Raw genomic sequence first — 21,118 nt, 5'->3', positions numbered from 1 at the left:
CTTTAAAATTATAAACTTAGATTTAAACCAAATGAAAACGTTCTAGCAATAGGTGCTGAATTTCTATCAACACTTGGCGAACCATTTGAATTTCCGTTTGTCGAAATTTCTGGATCAAATCCTGAATAATTAGTAAATGTAAAGGCATTCTGCACACTTAAATAGAATCTTAAGTTAGAAAGTTGAACTCTATCTAATAGACTCTTAGGCAAGCTATATCCAAAAGCAATATTTCTAACTTTTACGAAATCACCTTTCTCTAGATTATCTGAAATAGGCATAGAAGAACCATTTGAAATATTATCACCAAAAACAATTTTAGGAATATCTGTTACATCTCCTGGGTTTCTCCAACGATTTAGAACATCAGCCGAGTTATTCCAAACTCTCTGATCATGCAATCCAGCTTTTGTACCATTATACACATAGTTCCCTCCAGAGAAATACAAAGAAACATTTAAATCAAATCCTTTATACATAAATGTATTTGAAAAACCACCGTAATACTTAGGTAATGCTGGCCCTAAAACAACTGCATCTGCTGCTTGATTAGCCGCACGAGTAACAGATCCATCACTTACTTTAGTCCATCTTGAAGCTACTGGAGACGCATGATCGTACTGAACCGCTGTACCATCTCTATAATAAAAAATTCTTCTTCCGTTAGCAGGATTTACTCCTCCCGTTTTCACAATATAAAAGTTTCCAATAGACTCATTTACTCTAGTGATACTTGTGTTTTCTAAAGCAGTAGCAGTAATAATATCAGAATCATTAGCATCTAAAGATAAAACTCGGTTTTTTTGAGTCGAAATATTAAAACTTGTATTCCATTTAAAATCACCATTAGACAAAACTTTTGCGTTTAAAGTCAACTCATAACCTGTATTACTCATACTTCCAACGTTAGCCAAAATTGAGCTATCTGGAATTCCTGTAGAAGAGGCTTGTGGAACACTTAAAATCAATCCATCAATATTATTTTTGTAATAGCCTAATTCTCCTGTAATACGATCATTAAACAATCCAAAATTCAAACCAAAATCTGTTTTTTTACTTGTTTCCCAAGTTAAATTTTTATTTCCCGCTTGAGCATAAAAAAGTGTTGGATTTGTTCCGTTTAGACCTGCATTAAAGAAACTACTTGAAGCATAACTAGCAATTCCTTGATTATTTCCTACAAGTCCATAACTAGCTCTCAATTTGAACTGATTTAATACATTACCAATGGCAGAATTTTTAAAGAAATCCTCTTCAGAAACCGTCCAACCTAAAGATCCACCATAAAAATTACCCCATTTATTTCCTGGTGCAAAAGCAGAATAACCATCTCTTCTCCCGTTTATAGAAAAGTAATATTTTTTATCATAATCGTAATTAACACGTCCAAAATACGACTCAAGATAATTTTCAATCAATAAGTTACCCGCAGGAACTATTGTACTATAACCTCCTTGGTATTCATTAAAAAAAGGATCAGAAACCGTTTTTCTTGTAGCTCCCCAAGCATCTGTTTTAGAATATTGTCTTTCAGTACCTAATAAAGCACTAAAATTATTTTTTTCAGCCAAAGTAAGATTGTAATCTAATATATTTTGAATTGATTTTCTAGTATATCTATTCATGGTATTACTTGCTGTACCTTTATCAGTAAATCCGTCTCCTTGAAGTGGCCCTAAGAAATCTTTATTCTCGATAATTAAATTATCAATACCATACAAAGATTTAAAATTAAGCCCTTTAGCTATTTTTAATCCTATATAAAAATTAGAAATAATATGATCATTTTGAGCAATAAAAGTATTTGTATCGGTCAAGTATTTAGCATTAACATATTGCAACGCCGTTAAATTATTTCCATAACCTATCTGGTTTCCTCTTAAATTATAGGTTCCATCATTATTGAATGGTCCCACGTTTGGAGCTTGAACAAATGCTAACCTTGCTGCACCAGAAGCAGCAAAAGCAGCACCGTTTGCAGAACCTGTGTTTAAGCCATTGGTTTTAGCATTCGTGTAACTAAAGGTACCACCAATATTAATCCAACTATTTACTTTTTGATCTAATGTGAAACGACCTGTTTGTCTTCTAAAATCGTTATTAATAAACATTCCTTCTTGCTCTAATTGACCCGCTGATAAGAAATATTTAGTATTTTCAGTAGCACCAGAAATGCTAAGATTATGATTGAAGGCAACACCAGTTCTATAAGCATAATCATACCAATTAGTATCTACAAGATTACCATTAGCATCTTTCATAGTATAAAAACCTCTTGTAGTACCATTTGCTGGTGTTCCAAAATTAGCTAGACCTTCATTTTTAATTTCAGTAAATTCATTTGCGTTTAAAAGTGGAATTAAATTGTAAGCACTTGTAAAACTAACAGAAGAGTCAAAGTTTATAGAAACTTTACCTAGTTTTCCTTTTTTAGTTGTTATCAAAATAACACCTGCAGCTGCTCTTGAACCATATATTGCAGCAGATGAAGCATCTTTCAAAACCTCTACACTTTCAATATCAGCTTGATTAATATCTGACAATGGATTATTGGCAGCATTACTTTGATTTAAATTGTCTCCATTCCAAGAAGGAACTCCGTCAATTACAATTAAGGGGTAAGAACTCAAATTAATAGAATTTACACCTCTAATACGTATTACTGCTTGATTTCCTAATACACCGTTAGGAGAAGAAACATTTACCCCTGATGCTGCACCAGATAAAGCTTGATCAAAACTTTGAACAGCTATATCTTTAATTTTATCACCTCCAATTTTAGAAATAGCACCATTTACATCTCTTTTCTTTTGCGTTCCATATCCAACTACAACAACTTCATCTAAATCCTGAGAATCAGATTTCATCTTTACATTAATCGTATTAGAAGCACCAATAGTTACAGACGAGCTATTCATACCGATAAACGAAAACTGTAGTACTTCTCCAACTTTAGCCTTTATGGAATAGCTACCGTTAAAATCAGTCTGAACTGATCTATTAGTTCCTTTTACAATTACATTTGCGCCTGGTACAGGACCAGAAACATCTGAAACAACACCCGTTACAGTTTTCTCTTGTGCAAAAGCTAACTGCATAGATAACGCTATCAATAGCGTGTAGATCCATTTAAATTTTAATCTCATTTTTTTGTTTGGTTTAGTTAATTATTCAGCAAACATCTTAATAAATTGTTAAATAAACTATTATTAACATAAAATATTAAATTATTTAACATTAATAAAAACTAGAGTTCAGCAAATACAAGACTTAACATTAAATAGAAAAAATTATTATTCTATAAGATCTATTAATTAATGACTAAAACACAATGAAAAATTAACAATAAAAAATTAAGATCAAATAAGTTGGAATACTTCAATATAATTTGTTTGTAAAAAAATACTATTAAAAAATATAAAATTAAAACAAAACATATTAAGAGTTTTACAAAATTGAAGTTCAGATCAAATGTAAAACTTCAAATTAGATTAGGATTAGGTAAAATATTAATACAAACTAAAAATTGATTTCAAAAAAAAGGCCGTCCATTTCTGGATAGCCTTTTTAAAAGATAAGGGAATAATTAAATTAGTAGCCTTTATTCTGAATAGTATTAGAATTTGCATTTTTATCTCTTAATGGGATAAGAAAACTTGAAACCATAATAAATAATTATTGATACTCTTAACAACTTCTAAAGTATTAATAACACATCGCCAAAATTATTTATTTAACCAACAATAAGAAAAAGTATGCTAAATAAAAATACAATTACTCACAATCCGCAAAATTAAAAAAACCCGACTACATAAAGTAATCGGGTTTTTATTATTTTTGATTTTAAAGAAAAACTTATCTTGTTCCTCCTGCCCACCAAACATCTTCTGAATATACATATGATCCATCTCCAAAGGCAGCTTTTACTTTAGGATTTGTTGAAACATCTGAAGTACCATAACCAAACCTTTTTGGGAAAAATAGAGGTTTTGGATTAACTAAAGGAAGTAAGTCAGCGTTATTCATAGCTTTTAAACGTCTTACATCATTGTAAGCTTCAATACCTTCATTTTCATAAAAAGATATTTGTTTTTCCACCATAATTCTTTTTAAAAGATCATTTCCAGTTAAAACAGGAATTGTTGCAATGTAAGCATCTGCTTGTGCAGATGTAAATCTTACCACTTGTTCTTTAAGATACGCTGCTTTTATTGCAAGTTTCAAAGTATTTAATGCATTTAAATCTTGACCTAATCTCGCTTGAGCTTCTGCTTTCAAAAACAACAACTCATGGTAACTTAATAAATATATAGGATTTTTATCACTTATCAATGCTGAAATAGAATAAATTTTAACAGCATTTACTTCATTCAAGATAGAATTATTAAAAGTTTTAACCACTCCAGCTTTTTTAGTAAAATAACCATCTGCTCTAGCGTCTAATGGACCGTTTGCATTTACTCTATCATAAAAACTTTTAGATACTGCTAAGTAACTTCTATCAGTTTCAAATCTTGAATATGGATTAGGAATGAAATTACTAACCAATTTAAGCTCTTCATTCGCCGAAGCAAAAGAAGCATCTACATAATTAATAACATTAGGATAATCAGCCTTTTTTAAAGACAAACGCATTGTATATCTAGCCAACAAACCATTAGCAGCTTTTTTCCACTTTGCTGCATTTCCTGCATATATTAAATCTTGAACACCTAGACTTGGATAAGTTGTGGTTTTCTCTAAATTTGAAATACCATCGTTAAGCGTTTTAAAGATTTCCTTATAAACATCTTCTTGCTTATCTAATTTAGGCTGAAGAATTTCTTTAGGTCTTAAAGCTTCTGAATTAGGAATATCACCAAACAAATCTGTTAATACAGCTAAATTATATGCATATAAGATCTGAGCTATTCCTAATGTTGTATAATTACCAGATTCTGCACCACCTACAGAACATTTAGCGATAATACCCTTCAAAGTACTCAATTGTCTATAGCTACTATTCCAGTTATTATTATACGTAGATGCTAGTTGCGGTTGTCCGTCTCTGTTTTGTGCATCATACAATTGTCCAAAGACACCTGCATTCAATTCACTATAAACTCCAGCATAGAAAGAGTAATCTGAACCTGTTACATCAAAAGCTGTAGCAGTAATTACATCGGTAATAACTAATCTTGTTGGTACCGTTAATGGGTTGTTTTTGTTAGTATTTATTTCATCCATTTTGTCTTCTGAACAAGATTGAAATAAAAACAAACCTATAAAACCCGTTAATACAATTTTTATATTTTTCATTTTAAATATTTTATAAATTAGAATGTAAGATTTAAAGAGAATCCTATACTTTTTGCTTGAGGTATTGATAAACGCTCAAATCCACCACTGATATTATTATTTCCTTGAGATGCCTCAGGATCAATATTAGGTAATTTTGACCAAAGCAATATATTTCTAGCAAAAACACTAGTTCTTAATTCTACAGCTTCACTAAGTAATTTTGGAAATGTATATCCTAAATTTATTTCTCTTAATTTAACAAAACTAGCATCATAAACACTTGATTCGTGTATACTACTCAAACGGTTGTATAAGTTTTGTTGTCCATTAGGATTAGTTGCTCCTCCTAAGACGATATCATTTTTAGATCCATCAGCTTTAACTCCTGGATAAACATATCCTTTTTCTCTATCACCAGTAGCAACATCAACACCGTAAAGTGCCATAAGACTGTTAGAACCACTATAAATATTTCCACCATTCTTCCAATCAAAAGTAGCTCCTAAAGAAACTCTTTTATATCTAAATTGTGTAGAACCGCCTAAATTAAATTTAGGTGCAACTTCTCCAATAGCTTTAGCTTCACCAATCATTGGAAGACCATCAGTACCAACAATTACATTACCACCATTGTCTCTTTTAAAACTTTCTCCATAAATAACAGGAAATCTACTTCCAACACTAGCTCTAATCTGAGGAGTTACAAAACCACCTAAGAATATGCTCTCAACACCAGGAGCTAATTCATCAACATATGAGTCAATTTTTGAGAAATTTGCACTTAAATTCCATTCAAAATCTTTAGTTCTAACTGGACTAGCAGTCAACAAAATTTCATGAGCATCAGTATGAATTTTTCCACCATTTGTAACAAATGAAGCAGAACCTGTAGAACCCGCTAAAGGAACTGCAAAAATCTGATCCTTAACATCTTGCCTAGAATAAGTATATTCTAAACCGATACGGTTGTTAAAAAATTTAAAATCAAAACCTAATTCATAAGAACGAGTATTTTGTGCTTTTAAATTTGGATCATACAATGTTGTATTAGGAATAAATGAACTTACATCACCAATAGGATATTGTATTGGTGCTTGTCCCCAAAATCCACCACCATAAGTAGGTTTTGCATAAAAATCTTGTAAATAAGTACCTGCTTGTCCAACTTCAGCTACAGATCCCCTAAGTTTTGCAAAAGATAAAAAACTATTTTGTTTTAAACCTTCTAATTCAGTTAACACTACAGAAAGTGAAGCTGATGGGTATAAGAAATCTCTGTTACCACGTGGCATTGTCGAAACAAAATCTTCACGAATAGTTCCATTTAAAAATAAGAAGTTTCTAAAAGAAAGCTCAGTACTTCCAAAAAAACCAACATTTCTTTGCTGTGATCTGTCCTCTGATGAAGTCACAATTCTAGCATTAGAAATAGTAGCAAAACCACCAAGGTTAAAGCCTGATCCGTAATCGCTGTATCCTTTATTATTTTTATGATTATACTCGTTCCCTACAAGAACGTTAAGATTAAAATCTTCTGCAAAAACCATATTATAATTGACAGTAAATAAAGAGTTAATAACGTCAGATGTAATTCCGTACAAACTGATATTACTACTAGTACCTTTTAAATCGTGTTTACTACCAAATTCAAAAACATCTCTAAAATTAGTAGTGTAAGAATCCAAACCAATTTGATATTTAAATGTCAATTTTTTTGATCCATCTGAACTTATTGTAGGTGCATATTGAATATTTGCGTTACCGTAAAAACGATTAGTTTTTTCGCTGAATTCATTATATTTAGCAGCCCAATAAGGATTGTTAAACGCTCCAGTTCTATAATAAACTTGATCATATTGATTAGTTGCAGCTTCGAAACCGATACCTTTTATATCATAACTTCTTGGAGCTCCAAAAACACCTGCTAATACTCCATCATTAGCTGAAGGACTTTTATCAATTTTTGTTTGAACATAGTTAAAAGATGCACCTGTTTTCCAATGGTCATTCAACTTAGTCTCAATTACTCCTTTTACAGTATAACGATTCATTCCTGTACCAGGCATAAATCCATCTTGCTTAGAAGACCCAACTCCAAATGAATAATTTGTTTTTTCTGTAGACTGACCTATGTTTATAGAGTTATTTATAGTAACACCAGTTGTAAAATAATCATTTATATTATTATATGATTTTGGAGCAACCCATGGATCTAAACCAGCTTTCAAACGTTGCGGAACATAATATAAACCTGGTCTAAGTGTACCACCGTTTAAAGCATTTGGAACATTTCCTCCATAAATTGGATCATTAGGTAATTCTGAAATTTTCGGCCCCCAACTTAGAGAGTTTGTAGGCTCATATTTACCTTGTGTACCTTGAGCGTATATATTTTGAGTTTCTGGCTTTTTAGAAATAGTTTCAAAACTAACTGAGTTATTAAACGAAATAACTGGTTTTCCGTTTTTAGCTAAACCTTTTCCACTTCTAGTTGTAATAACAACAACACCATTAGAGGCTCTAATACCATAAATTGCAGCAGCAGCTTGCCCTTTTAATATAGAAATAGACTCTATATCTGCAGGATCTATATCTACTGCACGATTTGCAACATCAGCACCAGTTACACTATTACCTGTAGAATAATCTGATGTAGAAGCTACTGGCATTCCATCAATTACATACAAAGGTGTATTGTTTCCTGTAAAAGATCTAGCTCCTCTAATTACGATTTGTGAAGAAGCACCTGGCGCTCCACTTGAAGGTGTAATTTGAACTCCTGCTAATTTTCCTTGTAAAGCTCCCGCTAAACTATTATTAGAAGCCTTGTTCAAATCTGCTGCCTTAACTTCTTGCACAGCATATCCAACAGCTTTAGCACTTTTTTTAATTCCTAAAGCAGTTACAACAACTTCTTCTAAAACATTACCGGCATCTTTCATTTTAACATTCATTATAGATGCATCTATAACTTTAGTTACCGGGTCCATGCCTACAAACGAAAATAATAGTGTTTCACCAAATTTCGCTTTAATTGAAAAGTTACCAGTAAAATCAGTCTGAACTGATCTATTTGTACCTTTCACGATAACGTTTACACCAGGAATAGGTCCCGTTGCATCTGAAACAACTCCCGCAATAGTTTTCTCTTGTGCAAAAGAAAACTGCATAGACAACGCTAATAATAGCGTAAAAATCCATTTGAATTTTAATCTCATTTTAATTTATTTGAATTAGTTATGTTACAAAAATGCTAATTTTTTCTTAAATATTATAGATTCATGCTCTATGAAAAAAATATTTAACATTATTGAGATAATAACATAATTTTAATCAAAATACCTTGTCAAAAAATCAGTATTTTAGGTTTAAAAAAACATAAAATGTAAAAAAAAAATTATAAAAATTTTATGAAAACCTCAATAATGACTCAATCTGACGTTAACAATCAGTTAAAAAAATGTAAATTATACTTTTCTTATAAAGTTTAATTTTTAGGCATGTGAAAAAATTGAATAATGAAAGATTAAAATGATAATTTTTCTTCATTAAATTCCTCAAAACTTACTTTATTTGTAATAAAATACAACAATTATGCTACATCCTTATTTTTTTACCCAAAATCTTGAAGCAGGAACTGATGAAGCCGGTCGTGGCTGTCTTGCCGGACCAGTTACGGCTGCCGCAATAGTCTTACCGAATGATTTCAAAAATGAAATACTAAATGACAGTAAAAAGTTATCTGAGAAAACCAGAAGTCAATTACGCCCTTTAATAGAGCAACAAGCCCTAACGTTTGCGGTAACTCATCTCGAGCCTTTAGAAATAGACCATATAAACATATTGAATGCTTCTATAAAAGCAATGCAGGAAAGTGTATTACAATTGAATCCACAACCAGAATATGTAATTGTAGATGGCAACACTCCTTTTATCAGGAAAAAAGGATTTGTAAAAACTAACGGAAAAATATTCAGCGAATCAGAGATTAAAATATTAACTGCTATACCAAGCACTAGCATTGTCAAAGGAGATTCAAAATACATGAGTATTGCTGCTGCATCCGTTTTAGCAAAAACCTATCGTGATGAATACATGGATAAAATACATGAGGAGTACCCAATGTATAATTGGAAAAAGAATAAAGGCTACCCTACTAAAGAACATAGAGAAGCCATTAGAAAGTATGGAATAACGAAATACCACAGAATGACATTCAAGTTGCTTCCAGAGCAATTAAAATTTGAATTATGATTTTTATTTTTTTGTTGTTTTTAAACAAAAAAAAATAATTGCATTCCAATTGATTGATTGATTTTATTACACAAATTTTGCTTCAAATAACTCTTTGAAGTGTTTCAAGACTTTTTGTTTCACTTCTTCTTCATTTACTTTTTCAACACCAAGTTCTACATTTAAAGAAGTAACTGCTTTACCACGAATCCCACATGGAATAATATTATCAAAATATCCAAGATCGGCATTAACATTCAAAGCAAATCCATGCATGGTCACCCATCGTGAGGCACGGACACCCATAGCACAAATTTTCCTAGCAAACGGAGTTCCTACACCTAGCCAAACTCCAGTCTCTCCTTCGCTGCGTCCTGAAGAAATTCCGTATTCCTGAAGCGTTAAAATAATAGCTTCTTCTAAAAAACGCAAATATTTATGAATATCGGTAAAAAAGTTTTCTAAATCCAGAATAGGATAACCTACAATTTGACCAGGACCGTGATAAGTAATATCGCCACCTCTATTAATTTTATAAAAAGTAGCCCCTTTAGCAGCTAGTTGTTTCTCAGATAATAATAAATTACTTAAATCTCCACTTTTCCCTAATGTATAAACATGCGGATGTTCTACAAACAAAAAATAATTGGGTGTTGCTAAATCAAGTTCCTCTATTCTATTTCTAATTTTGAGATCGACAATTTCTTTAAAGAGCTGTTCTTGATATTCCCAAGTGGCTTTATAATCCTTATTTCCTAAATCTTGAAGTTGTATCGTTTTGTTCATTTGTGATTACAGAGAAAAATTAATCAATTTAGATTCTGTTCTTAGTCAGTGACAAATTTACAATTTATTATTTTGTTTTTTCCAAGAATCAACAATCGCTTGATAATATTGAGGAATCAATTTTTAAATAAAAAACTCACTACTAATATCTTTAATTATTTTGGATAGTAATCAAAAAGCTATGCTAATCAAAAATCCCATTACTCTAAAACAACTTCTAGTGTTGTACTTTCAGGATCTTGTAAAGAATAGGATATAAGAAACCTTAGTGAAACAGATAATTTATCATTACTTATTATTGCTGCTTTATTCGAAACGTATTTTATTTTTCTAGGAAAGTGATAATCTAAAACATAAGACTGATTCATTTTTACATCTCCAAGTTGCTTTAATAATGCTATCATTCTTGCTTGCTGTTTCTTTAATTCTTTTACATCGGTAATCGTAACGCTTCTTTTAAATACATTTCCATCAAAAGAATAACTTACTTTATAATAATGCTCCTCTGCAGACAAAGCATAATTATGTCGTAAATCATCTGCATACTCTTCCGTTTTATATAAGTCAGGAACAGCTTCGATTTTATCGAATTTACAAGAAATTACAGTTCTGAATTCTTTATCAAAAGAGTTTTTTTTGATATGTACATTCACCTCTTTGTACTGATTAAAAACTGACTTTTCATGCAAGGGTAGTTTAGAAAAATTTTCTTGATATTTTGATATATATTCTTTAAAAACATAGCTACTATCTATAAAATCATTTTCTTTAGAATAGTCTTCACCAACTAATTTCATATAACTTGATTCATCGCGCAATCCTTGAGTGGTTATTGTTCCGCTACCATCTTGATTTAAAAAAATAGTTTCAGTCATCTGACAAGCCGAAAAAAACAATATTAAAAATAAGGAGAAAAACAGTTTCAAATTTCGCATAATTTTTTTTCAAATATAGCAAAAATCTGACAATTAAAAGATTTTGATATTTGACATTTATAATTTAAAAAAGAAAAAAACATTTCAATTTTTGAAAGAGAAATAACACATTACCAATATATTTATTAGCAGCAAGCAAAATGATTTAAAAAAAACAATATTAATTTTTTTCCTATTAAAAATATCAAAAAAAAATTAATTTAAAACCAAATTTTAGTTTAATTAAAAAAGAACGAAGTTTGCAAAATATAAATAAAAAAAACCTTTTTAAATTAATTAAATGCAGAAAAAAACCTACAGAAAAATTTTACTTATAGTATTAATCACCCCATTTTTAATACTTAGTAGTTGCGACAGCGACACCAATTATGCTGCTTATGAGCCCCACTACAAAGCAACTATTGACGGATCTAAACTTCCTAAAGAAAATCGACCAATGACTATGTTTGAAGACTCAGAAAATCCTTCAAAAATGTATGACAAAAGCGATCGATGGTTTAGGGTAAATCAACCTTTACAAGTGATTCAAAAAACAAAGGATTCCGTACAAATATCTCTTTACTCTCCTGTAGGATTATCTGATGTGAAAATTTACGCAAAATTACCAAATTACGACAAACGATTTGTCATTTATCATTTTACAAACATCCCTGCTTTTCATCGTTCTTTTCATCAAATTCCTTTAGTGGCTGGGAAAAATGATTATTTATTAGAATCTGGCAAAACAGTAACTATTGATCAAATTACAGGCTTTTCATCTGGCTCAATCGAATTTTCGGTAGAATCTACGGATCCCTTATATGCTAAATTCAAAAAAATAAAATCTTCTCAATTGGTTCAATTTCACGATGGTTATCATTTGGCCGAATTAGGAAGGTTTTTGCCTATGAATCCTGTATTAGCTAAGGAAGCGATCACTATGATCATCAATTATTCTTATGCCTTGAGTCATCCCATTTACTATGATACTTTTGTAAATTTTGACAAATACAAACAAGAACAAGCAGCTGTAGCTGGAAAACCGATCAATGGCGCATTAGATTGGCATGGAAACGCTGAGGATGCTGACGGAAATTATGATTACTATTCGAAAGCTGAAATAGAGCAACAATATAAAAATTATGTTGACAATAGAAATCTGCATATAGCAATGGTTGGTGGCGATTCTGCGTTGGGAGGTGGCGCTTTAGCATCACAATGGGAATCTGGATACATAACAGGACATTGGACAGGAGAAATGTCAGTTTGGTCTCATGAATATTCTCACCATACTGGATATAGCCATAGTAGTAATTTAGCGAACAGTGGCGAAGGTGGAGGCCAACAAGAGATGTTAACCCAGTTTTACAAATACTTGATTCATATAAACGACTTACCCTTTATAGATCCAGAAATTTTGAAAAGCTGGACTAAAAAAGAATATCTAAACACAACTTATAAAAAACCAGTTTTCAAAATAAATGCCAATAATCCATTTTTGTTAAAATACAAAGGAACAGGGAAATGGAATTAAAAAATACCTACAAAATGAAAAAAATAATTTCCTATATATTCTTACTTTGTTTACTGACTAATTGTAGCAAAGACTCTTCAGAAACCGATACTCCAACGAATTATAATTATTATCAACCTACTGAAGATACTAGTATCTCGGCTACTGAAATTGGAGATGGAACTAAAAATTTGGATCCAAAAGGAATAGCGGTTTCGAACTCCAAATTATACATTTGCAACGGAGATGTTCTAGAAATATTTGATGCAGAAACTTTGGCCTACATCAAAACAATAGCCAATTATACCAAAGGTTCTACAACCATACCCTTTAGTAAACTTTCGTCGATCTCTATTGATAACGGACGAATTTACTTAGGAAGTGTAGATTCTAGACTTTTTGTGATGGATGAAAAAACAACTAACGGAATCAATACTTTAGGAAATGGTCAATGGTGGACTACTTTTGTACACGTATTTGGTGTTACAGTAAAAGACGGATTAGTCTTTGTTAAAGAAAAAGAACAATCAATTAAAGTGTTTGAAACTTCACAAATCACCGAAACTAGCAATTGGAATTTAACACCTATCGCAAAATTAAATACAACCACTGGTTTTGACGAAATCTATTCGATGGATATAAATTCAGGAAATCTAGTAGTTGCCGGTAGAAATGCAGAAGGTTATTTGTATTATCCTATCAAAGCAATTCGAAATAGCGCTGCAAATTCACCTACAACTGCTTTGGCACCAGCAAAAATAGCCCTTTCAGAAAGCCGACCTGTAGCAATCACTTTTACAACAGAATGGGCCATTGCATCAGAAAGTGTAGGGAATTCAAACCTATTGCGCTTGTATCCTATAAATGAATTCATAGGGCAAACTTACAATCCACGAGTAAATGCATCTGATATTATGGGCAATAATTCCTTTGGAACTATAATTAGCACTGCACAATACAAGGATCGTATCTTTTTATCAGACAATACCAATAAAAAAATAAGAATTATAAAACTTAATAAAGCAACGATAGCAGAACAAAAGTAAAAGACTTGATTCGCTAAAAACGAACTTTTAAATTAATTCAACTTAAATACAAATTAGGCATTCTTAGAACTGCTTAATTTGTATTTTTTTTTTGATACTTATAAACCAAAACCTTTGCTTTTAAACTTTATACTTAAAAACAAAAACTTATCTTTGCATTCTTAAAAATTAGAACACAATGGCATTATCTGAACAAGAAATCATCCGAAGAGAAAAACTTCAATCGCTACGCAACTTAGGAATCAATCCTTATCCTGCTAATCTTTTTCCTGTAAATCATACTTCGAAGCAGATAAAAGAGCAATTTGAAGACGGAAAGAAGGTTATTGTCGCTGGCCGTTTGATGAGTGTAAGAGACCAAGGAAAAGCTTGTTTTGCTGAATTGCAAGATAGTGAAGGACGCATTCAATTGTATGTGAATCGCGATGTTTTGTGTCCTGAGGAAGACAAAACCATGTACAATCAGGTTTTTAAAAAATTAACAGATCTTGGGGATTTTATAGGAATTGAAGGAGAATTGTTTACTACCAAAGTTGGTGCACAATGCATTCGTGTTGATGTTTTCACTTTCTTAAGCAAAACGTTGCGTCCGTTACCTTTACCAAAAGTAGATGAGGACGGAAAAGTACACGATGCATTTAATGACGCCGAATTGCGTTACAGAATGCGTTACGTAGATTTGACTGTAAATGAGCATGTAAAACAAACATTTATTAAGCGTACAAAATTATTTAACGCCATGCGTACCTTTTTTAATAACGCTGGATATCTTGAGGTAGAAACCCCTGTTTTACAACCTATTCCTGGTGGTGCAGCAGCACGACCATTTATTACACACCACAATTCACTTGACATTCCGTTATACATGCGTATTGCAAATGAATTGTATTTAAAAAGATTAATTGTTGGTGGTTTTGAAGGGGTTTATGAGTTTTCTAAAAATTTCCGTAACGAAGGAATGGATAGAACCCACAACCCAGAATTTACTGCCATGGAAATATATGTAGCTTACAAAGACTACAACTGGATGATGGAATTTGCCGAGGAGCTATTAGAATATTGCGCAGTGGCCGTAAACGGAACTTCGGAAGTTACTTTTGGTGAACACCAAATTAGTTTCAAAGCACCTTACGCTCGTGTGACAATGACCGATTCTATTAAACATTTTACTGGTTTTGACATTTCTGGGAAAACGGAAGCGGAACTTTTTGAGGCTGCAAGAGGAATGGGAATTGACGTTGATGCTACGATGGGTAAAGGAAAATTGATTGATGAAATTTTTGGTGCTAAATGCGAAGGAAATTATATTCAACCAACCTTTATTACTGATTACCCAAAAGAAATGTCACCATTATGCAAAGAACATAGAGATAATCCAGAATTGACAGAGCGTTTTGAATTAATGGTTTGCGGTAAGGAAGTGGCCAACGCCTATTCTGAATTGAATGATCCAATAGATCAAAGAGAACGTTTTGAAGACCAAATGCGATTAGCCGAAAAAGGTGACGATGAAGCTACGGGAATTATTGATGAAGATTTTTTAAGAGCTTTAGAATACGGAATGCCACCTACCTCTGGAATGGGAATTGGTATGGATCGTTTGATTATGTATTTGACCAATAATGCTTCTATTCAGGAAGTATTACTGTTTCCTCAGATGAGACCTGAAAAGAAACAAGTTCAGATTGAATTAGAAGACGATGAAAAATTAATTGTAGCATTACTGCAAACCAATAATAACCAAATGGAATTTGGATTATTAAAAACCAAATCAGAATTAAGCGGAAAAAAATGGGATAAAGCCATGAAAAATTTAGCTGCTCTTGGCATGACAGAAGTAGTAGTTGATGGTGATGTAAAAGCTTGCAGATTAAAAGAATAAAACTTCATTTAGAACATAAAAAAAAAGGAACTCAATTGAGTTCCTTTTTTTTTATGCAATACTTTTTCATCACATTTTAGAAAAAAACTTTTTAATCTCAATCACCACCCAAAAAATGAGTATCAGTCAATGTTTTCATGAATGAAATTAAATCTATTTTTTCTTGTTCATTTAGCGGAATTCTATTTCCATTTCCTTTAAAAATGGGATCTAAATTATCCGTTAGTATCACACCATTATCTAAATAATCTAATAGTTGTCTTAGAGTAGCAAATTGTCCAAAACTCCCGTAAGGAGCAGTAACTTCAATGTTTCTTAAAGTAGGAACACGAAAACTCATATAGTCTTTCTCGATACCAGTGACCCTCCCTCGTCCTCCTTCATTAGAATCTGTATTTAACGGGAAACCAATATTTCTAAAACTCTGATCCGTAAACAATTCTGTACTATGACAACTGTTACACTTTTCTTGAAAAACTTGATATCCACGAGCTTCAGAAACTGAAAAAGATTCATTCTCTTTTCGTTTCACTCTATCATATTTACTATTGGCAGAAATAAGTGTGTATTCGAACTGGGCAATACTTTTGTAAATCCTTTCTGGAGTAATATTTTCGTCTCCAAAAGTCTTTTTAAATAAATCTCTGTACGCTTTATCAACCTTAATTTTGTCAATAACCTCTATAATTGAAGAATTCATCTCTTCATGAGTTATTATAGGAACTATAGATTGCTTTTCTAATTGTAATTTACTTCCATCCCAATTGTAAAAATTCAGGAACGCCATATTTTGAATAGGCGGCGTGTTCCTAAGCCCTATCCTTGCAAAAATCCCCATAGCTTTAGCATTGTTATCTGCAAAAGCATTAGCTTGTATATGGCAACTCGAACACGCAATAGTATTATTAGCACTAAATCTTTTATCAGAGAATAATTTTTTACCTAATTCAACACCTAGTTTCGTCGGTCGATTTGTATAAAATGCGTTATTTAATGCAGGAAAACCAACAGGAATTTCTAAAGAAATCGTTTCATTCTCTAAAAAAATGGCCTCATAATCATCAGTATCATTACAGGAAAGACAAAAGACAATGCAACTTAAAAAGCATATTATTTTTTTCATTTTAGAAAAATTTAGTATGAATAAAATTAGAAATAGAGCCGTTCTATTTTTCAACTTTAAACGGCTCTAAAACTTATTATCTAGTTTTCTACCGCTAGAATAGAAAACATACCTTTTACATCAGTTGTGCCATTCCCACCTAAATTATCAACAAATTTCACTATTTGTAAAGCGGTATGAATATTAGGAGTAGCATTACTGCTTCCGCTTCTTCCAGTTGATAAAGTAATTACTGTAGTACCACTTAATAGTTTATTGAAATCTGCTTTGATAGTTATTTTTGGTGCATTTTTACCTACAATAGCTTTAGTTGTAAGCTTTAATGTAATATCTCTGTAAGCATCAACACCTTGAACATAAGAAGTCGCATCTACTTTATTTCCTTCTACAGTACTTCCGGTGTGAATAGACATTTGTTTATTGTCTGCCCCATAAAAACCCTCTAATTTAGTAAAGCGATATCCAGTACCCCATTCCCACATCATTTCAGTATCATTTGCACCAGCAGCAGCATAAAAACTTGGAAATTTTACTTGGTCTAAGGCATTTAAAACCTGTTTAACACCTAATCCAAATTTTATTTTAGCATACTCACCAACTGGTATATTACTCATAACATAGTTTAAAGATGCCGCTTTAGACTGATCTACAATCACCGCACCTTTATCAAGATTATTTACATTGTAAGGCACTTCTGTTCCATCTGTTTTTACAAGACGAATGTTACTTATTACATATTTCAACTCAGAAAAGCGATGCACTTGTCCTGCTCCAGATGTCTTTACAGAAGCCGTCGTAGAAGCCGCATCACCCAGAATAATTGTTGTATTATCAAATGTATTATTGAACTTTAATGCCACACTATTAGCTACCGGATTTTCATCATCATTGCTACAAGAAACAACAGCTAAAAGAATAGCTGGCATTAAAAGATATTTTTTTAAATTTTTCATTTTTATTTATTTTTAAAACTATTTGTATTTTATTCATTTTTGTAATTATTATTCAATCTTTTGACTCCTTAAACTACAAGCGGTGGAGGAACAAAAATATCTAAGTAAGGTTCAGAATGTCGAATTTCTGCGTAACCAATTTTTCTAGGAAACGCAATAAAATAAGGAGCCTTAAAAACAAAATCAGCTCTATAAACAAAAGTCAAGTCAAAGTTTTTATAAAAATTTTTAAGCTCTAAATCTTTACTTTCAGTTTGTTTTAATTCTTTTTTTAAATGGCATTTTCCATGACAATTCAATTCTGGACGATTTTTATTTTCACAAAATTCTTTTTCTATAACATCTTGATTGAGTTTGAAGCGCAAAATTACTAGTGCTTGCTGAGAGGTAATAAGCAAGAACAAAACGGACATAAATACACTAAAAAAAGATTTGATCATTTTAAAAATTAAATTTTAAAGAGGTAAAAACATTACGTCCCATTCTTGGAATATTACCCCAGTCAGCGTAAGTACTGTAATATTCATTCAATATATTTTCTGCACCAACCTGAAAAACCGTTTTTTTGTTTTTGATATTAAAAGTATAATCTGCAGAAAGATTCCAAATCATGTAATTAGGCGTTTGATCTTCTCCATATTCTGGACTGTAATTAATTTGTTCAAAATCACCATTCAATAAAGTTTGAAAACCAATTTTTTTGTATTTGTAATGAAGAGAAGTATGGTAGCTAAGTGGGCGAATAAATGGCAAGTTTTTACCTTCATCATCCTTTGCTCTCGCGTAGGTTAAAATCCCTTTCCAATGTAGATTAGGCATTATAGCAAACTCTGAATTTAAAGAGAAATTAAACAACGTAGAATGGTTTAATTGTGTATATCCTTTTACTCCAATAGATTGATAATTCATAGGACTTCCGAGGCTTAAAATTCTACCGATAATATAATTTTCGATAAAGAAATAATTTACTTTAGCTTGAATGTTTAATTTTTTATTTTTAAAACCTGCGCTAGCATTACCTTCATACGATATTTCATTTTTCAAATCAGGATTTCCTATATAATCATAGCGATCAAAACTATTGTAAATATAATAGCCATACCCTTCAGAAATTGATGGAGCCCGTTCTCCATAGCCCGTTCCTACTGAAAAATTAAAATTAGCAACGCTAAGTTGATAGCTGGTATGCAAACTGGGAAGTATTCTAGTTTTTTCTTGAGATGCTCCTGGATGAAAAATCCAATTAAATTCGACATACTTAGAATAATTATAATTCAACCCTAAAGAACCTCCAAAATTCAGTTGACTTTTTTCGGAGAACTCCCATGAATTATTCATTGCTATTCCTGTAAAAGCGGTAGTTACAGAAGGCCAACTATAAGCAAACATAGTTCTATTGTTGCGGTCTTGCGGATACATTCGCATTTCTGCAATAGATAAATTATTATAGGCATTCAGTTGAATTTCAGATGAGAAACGATCCTTTTTAAGATTAGCCTTAGACAATAAACCATAAGTTGTGCTCCAACCTGGCATGTCCATATGAACAAGATTTTCTGGTCTTGTAGTATCATCCATATAATGCTCTATAGCGTTAAAATAGATTTTAGTATCTATAACTCGTATTAATCCTTTTTCAAACAATTGTTTGTAAGAAACTGAAGTAATTAATGCTCTAGAAAGCCATAAATCCATTGGTAATGCAGGAAAACCAACGTCTTTTGCCTCATCAAAAATAGCTTCAGCTCTAACCGATGACAACGCACTGGTTTTAAATGCTAATCCCAATGAAGTATTGAATTTATGGTATTGAGAATGTTTAACTTCATTGTCATTTCCATCTTGGTAATTACCCGCATCACGGTAGGATATACTTGCGTCAAAGACCAATTTTTCTCTAGAATACGATACGTTTCCTAGATTAAAAAATTGTTTATTGTTAAATTCAAAACCGGTTTGATAGGCTCCGTTCCATTTCTTTTCAAGACCAAAAGAGGTGCTTTTTCTCTTTAGATCAATGCTTCCTGCTATAGTTGCGCCGTGTAAGCTACCTTCTTGACCTGATTTTATATCAATACTAGAAAGCGTATTGCTTTCTAAATACGACGTAACAGGATCCATCTTATCGGTACAAGCACCAAAAATATGCATGCCATCAATAGTTACAACAGAACGCTCCGTACTCATATTATTTAATAAAGGTTCCCAGGCATAAGCACCTCTTTTTATAAAACTAATACTGCTAGAAGAAGCTAAAAAATCATCAACAGAAACTGCCATTTTCATTGCTGTTTCTATTTTCTTTTTGGTAGCTGAAATTAATTTTACTTCTTTAAGAACAATGATAGTATCTTTTTTTATTGGTGTATTTTGTGCAGTAACAACTACTTGAAAAAACAGCAAAACTATTGTTAGTAATCGCATTACAATTAGAATAAGATATTAATAAAAAGATCACTTTTTGCTCCTTCAATTCCTGGCGTAAATTCATTGGAAACTTGCGTTCCTTTGATGGTTTTTCCGTTTTGATCTAACATTATAAAATTCAATGTCCAATTGCCCGTCATAGTATAATTGACAATTCCATAATACAAACCATCTTCTTGCTGAACTAAATTTTTATTATTAATAGAAGAGTGATTCCCCATGGAAGGTTCTGGCATTCTTGGATCTAATAGTAAGCTATAACCTTTTACTTGAGAATATAAAAACTGTGATGGGTCAGGAAAAACTCCCGGAGAATTTAAAGGCGGATCGTATTGATAAATTCCTGCAACTAATTTATTTTCTGCAATTTTTGGTTTTTGAGGCCACAGTAAAGCGATAACATATTCTTTTCCATCCTTTCCTTTAAATGTTGTCATATTCAGATTTTTATTAGGCTGTGCTTTTATAACAACATCTGGCGCAACAGTGTAAGACTCATTATTTACTGTAAAATCTATGTATATTTTCCATTTTATACTAGCATCACTCTCTTCTAAAAAAACAGAATATCCCAAATAATATTCTTCGTTGGGCTTGTATTTTAGTTGATACTCATGGGGACAAGAGGATTTTTCAGAATTTAAAGCAGTTTTAATAGGTAAAAATTTCACTGCTGTTTTTTTTATAAATTGATTGGTTTGAGTATCTAAAATCTTAACACGAATTTCGTTATAGCCTTTGTAAAAAGTTCCATTTAATGATTCGATACTTACTATATAAGCACCAACATTAGACACAGACACTTCTTTAAACTCATAATATTCAGTAACATCAGTACTTATTTCGGCTTCGTAATCTGTTTTATTTAAAGTACACGAATGAGTAACTGCAATTAAAATTGCAATTACATAAAATTGAAAGGATTTCATTATTTATTAATTTCAGCTAAGCATCTTAATAT

General features: G+C 31.7%; 14 protein-coding genes. 4 read left to right on the top strand and 10 right to left on the bottom strand.

Features of this window, described 5'->3' with window-relative positions; all coding sequences use genetic code 11:
• Positions 1–8 precede the first annotated feature (8 nt).
• The 3 genes from H2650_RS04475 to H2650_RS04465 all read right to left on the bottom strand — a co-directional run bounded on the left by H2650_RS04475 (position 9) and on the right by H2650_RS04465 (position 8,498).
• Positions 9–3,146 carry a TonB-dependent receptor gene (locus tag H2650_RS04475; RefSeq protein WP_223151074.1) on the bottom strand — a complete coding sequence of 1,046 codons (3,138 nt, stop codon included), beginning with the start codon at positions 3,144–3,146 and terminating at the stop codon, positions 9–11.
• 709 nt (positions 3,147–3,855) lie between these two features.
• Positions 3,856–5,298, bottom strand: a complete 1,443-nt coding sequence (locus H2650_RS04470) for a SusD/RagB family nutrient-binding outer membrane lipoprotein (protein WP_188049568.1) — start codon at positions 5,296–5,298, stop codon at positions 3,856–3,858.
• A gap of 17 nt (positions 5,299–5,315) precedes the next feature.
• Positions 5,316–8,498, bottom strand: coding sequence for a SusC/RagA family TonB-linked outer membrane protein (locus tag H2650_RS04465; RefSeq protein ID WP_188049567.1), 3,183 nt, complete (start codon positions 8,496–8,498; stop codon positions 5,316–5,318).
• 376 nt (positions 8,499–8,874) lie between these two features.
• Between H2650_RS04465 and H2650_RS04460 the strand changes: the two genes are divergently transcribed.
• Positions 8,875–9,534 (top strand): ribonuclease HII, encoded by a 660-nt coding sequence (locus tag H2650_RS04460; RefSeq protein ID WP_188049566.1) that lies wholly within the window; start codon positions 8,875–8,877, stop codon positions 9,532–9,534.
• A gap of 66 nt (positions 9,535–9,600) precedes the next feature.
• Here the strand turns inward: H2650_RS04460 and lipB are convergent, their stop codons facing one another.
• Both lipB and H2650_RS04450 read right to left on the bottom strand, forming a co-directional pair.
• Positions 9,601–10,299: a lipoyl(octanoyl) transferase LipB gene (gene lipB / locus H2650_RS04455; protein WP_188049565.1), complete on the bottom strand. Its 699-nt coding sequence runs from the start codon at positions 10,297–10,299 to the stop codon at positions 9,601–9,603.
• A 200-nt stretch (positions 10,300–10,499) separates the two neighbouring features.
• A complete protein-coding gene (locus H2650_RS04450) occupies positions 10,500–11,234 on the bottom strand; it encodes a hypothetical protein (protein ID WP_188049564.1) in 735 nt (244 codons plus the stop codon).
• Positions 11,235–11,514: 280 nt separating this feature from the next.
• Between H2650_RS04450 and H2650_RS04445 the strand changes: the two genes are divergently transcribed.
• From H2650_RS04445 to lysS, 3 genes are all read left to right on the top strand, one after another.
• The gene (locus tag H2650_RS04445) at positions 11,515–12,747 is read left to right on the top strand and encodes a hypothetical protein (protein WP_188049563.1); all 1,233 of its coding nucleotides are present in this window, start codon (positions 11,515–11,517) and stop codon (positions 12,745–12,747) included.
• A 14-nt stretch (positions 12,748–12,761) separates the two neighbouring features.
• Positions 12,762–13,772: a hypothetical protein gene (locus H2650_RS04440; RefSeq protein ID WP_255462794.1), complete on the top strand. Its 1,011-nt coding sequence runs from the start codon at positions 12,762–12,764 to the stop codon at positions 13,770–13,772.
• Between the two features lie 178 nt (positions 13,773–13,950).
• Positions 13,951–15,654 (top strand): lysine--tRNA ligase, encoded by a 1,704-nt coding sequence (lysS, locus tag H2650_RS04435; RefSeq protein ID WP_188049561.1) that lies wholly within the window; start codon positions 13,951–13,953, stop codon positions 15,652–15,654.
• A gap of 97 nt (positions 15,655–15,751) precedes the next feature.
• On the opposite strand, the gene H2650_RS04430 is transcribed toward lysS, so the two are convergent.
• The 5 genes from H2650_RS04430 to H2650_RS04410 all read right to left on the bottom strand — a co-directional run bounded on the left by H2650_RS04430 (position 15,752) and on the right by H2650_RS04410 (position 21,086).
• The gene (locus tag H2650_RS04430) at positions 15,752–16,777 is read right to left on the bottom strand and encodes a cytochrome-c peroxidase (protein WP_188049560.1); all 1,026 of its coding nucleotides are present in this window, start codon (positions 16,775–16,777) and stop codon (positions 15,752–15,754) included.
• Between the two features lie 80 nt (positions 16,778–16,857).
• Positions 16,858–17,730: an MbnP family protein gene (locus H2650_RS04425; protein ID WP_188049559.1), complete on the bottom strand. Its 873-nt coding sequence runs from the start codon at positions 17,728–17,730 to the stop codon at positions 16,858–16,860.
• A 68-nt stretch (positions 17,731–17,798) separates the two neighbouring features.
• Entirely contained in the window at positions 17,799–18,170 is a 372-nt protein-coding gene (locus tag H2650_RS04420) for a hypothetical protein (protein WP_188049558.1), read from the bottom strand.
• A gap of 1 nt (position 18,171) precedes the next feature.
• Positions 18,172–20,154, bottom strand: coding sequence for a TonB-dependent siderophore receptor (locus H2650_RS04415; protein WP_188049557.1), 1,983 nt, complete (start codon positions 20,152–20,154; stop codon positions 18,172–18,174).
• A gap of 5 nt (positions 20,155–20,159) precedes the next feature.
• Positions 20,160–21,086: a hypothetical protein gene (locus H2650_RS04410; protein WP_188049556.1), complete on the bottom strand. Its 927-nt coding sequence runs from the start codon at positions 21,084–21,086 to the stop codon at positions 20,160–20,162.
• Positions 21,087–21,118 lie beyond the last annotated feature (32 nt).

The organism is Flavobacterium sp. GP15 (assembly GCF_014281985.1).
Lineage (GTDB): Bacteria > Bacteroidota > Bacteroidia > Flavobacteriales > Flavobacteriaceae > Flavobacterium > Flavobacterium pygoscelis.
This window is presented reverse-complemented; position numbering and strand designations above follow the sequence as displayed.

Bases quoted from the DNA above. Each gene is read 5' to 3' on its own strand.
- H2650_RS04470 (WP_188049568.1), bottom strand. From the start codon at position 5,298: ATGAAAAATATAAAAATTGTATTAACGGGTTTTATAGGTTTGTTTTTA.
- H2650_RS04410 (WP_188049556.1), bottom strand. From the start codon at position 21,086: ATGAAATCCTTTCAATTTTATGTAATTGCAATTTTAATTGCAGTTACT.
- H2650_RS04460 (WP_188049566.1), top strand. From the start codon at position 8,875: ATGCTACATCCTTATTTTTTTACCCAAAATCTTGAAGCAGGAACTGAT.
- H2650_RS04475 (WP_223151074.1), bottom strand. From the start codon at position 3,146: ATGAGATTAAAATTTAAATGGATCTACACGCTATTGATAGCGTTATCT.
- H2650_RS04465 (WP_188049567.1), bottom strand. From the start codon at position 8,498: ATGAGATTAAAATTCAAATGGATTTTTACGCTATTATTAGCGTTGTCT.
- lysS (WP_188049561.1), top strand. From the start codon at position 13,951: ATGGCATTATCTGAACAAGAAATCATCCGAAGAGAAAAACTTCAATCG.
- H2650_RS04440 (WP_255462794.1), top strand. From the start codon at position 12,762: ATGAAAAAAATAATTTCCTATATATTCTTACTTTGTTTACTGACTAAT.
- H2650_RS04415 (WP_188049557.1), bottom strand. From the start codon at position 20,154: ATGCGATTACTAACAATAGTTTTGCTGTTTTTTCAAGTAGTTGTTACT.
- H2650_RS04420 (WP_188049558.1), bottom strand. From the start codon at position 18,170: ATGATCAAATCTTTTTTTAGTGTATTTATGTCCGTTTTGTTCTTGCTT.
- H2650_RS04430 (WP_188049560.1), bottom strand. From the start codon at position 16,777: ATGAAAAAAATAATATGCTTTTTAAGTTGCATTGTCTTTTGTCTTTCC.
- lipB (WP_188049565.1), bottom strand. From the start codon at position 10,299: ATGAACAAAACGATACAACTTCAAGATTTAGGAAATAAGGATTATAAA.
- H2650_RS04450 (WP_188049564.1), bottom strand. From the start codon at position 11,234: ATGCGAAATTTGAAACTGTTTTTCTCCTTATTTTTAATATTGTTTTTT.
- H2650_RS04445 (WP_188049563.1), top strand. From the start codon at position 11,515: ATGCAGAAAAAAACCTACAGAAAAATTTTACTTATAGTATTAATCACC.
- H2650_RS04425 (WP_188049559.1), bottom strand. From the start codon at position 17,730: ATGAAAAATTTAAAAAAATATCTTTTAATGCCAGCTATTCTTTTAGCT.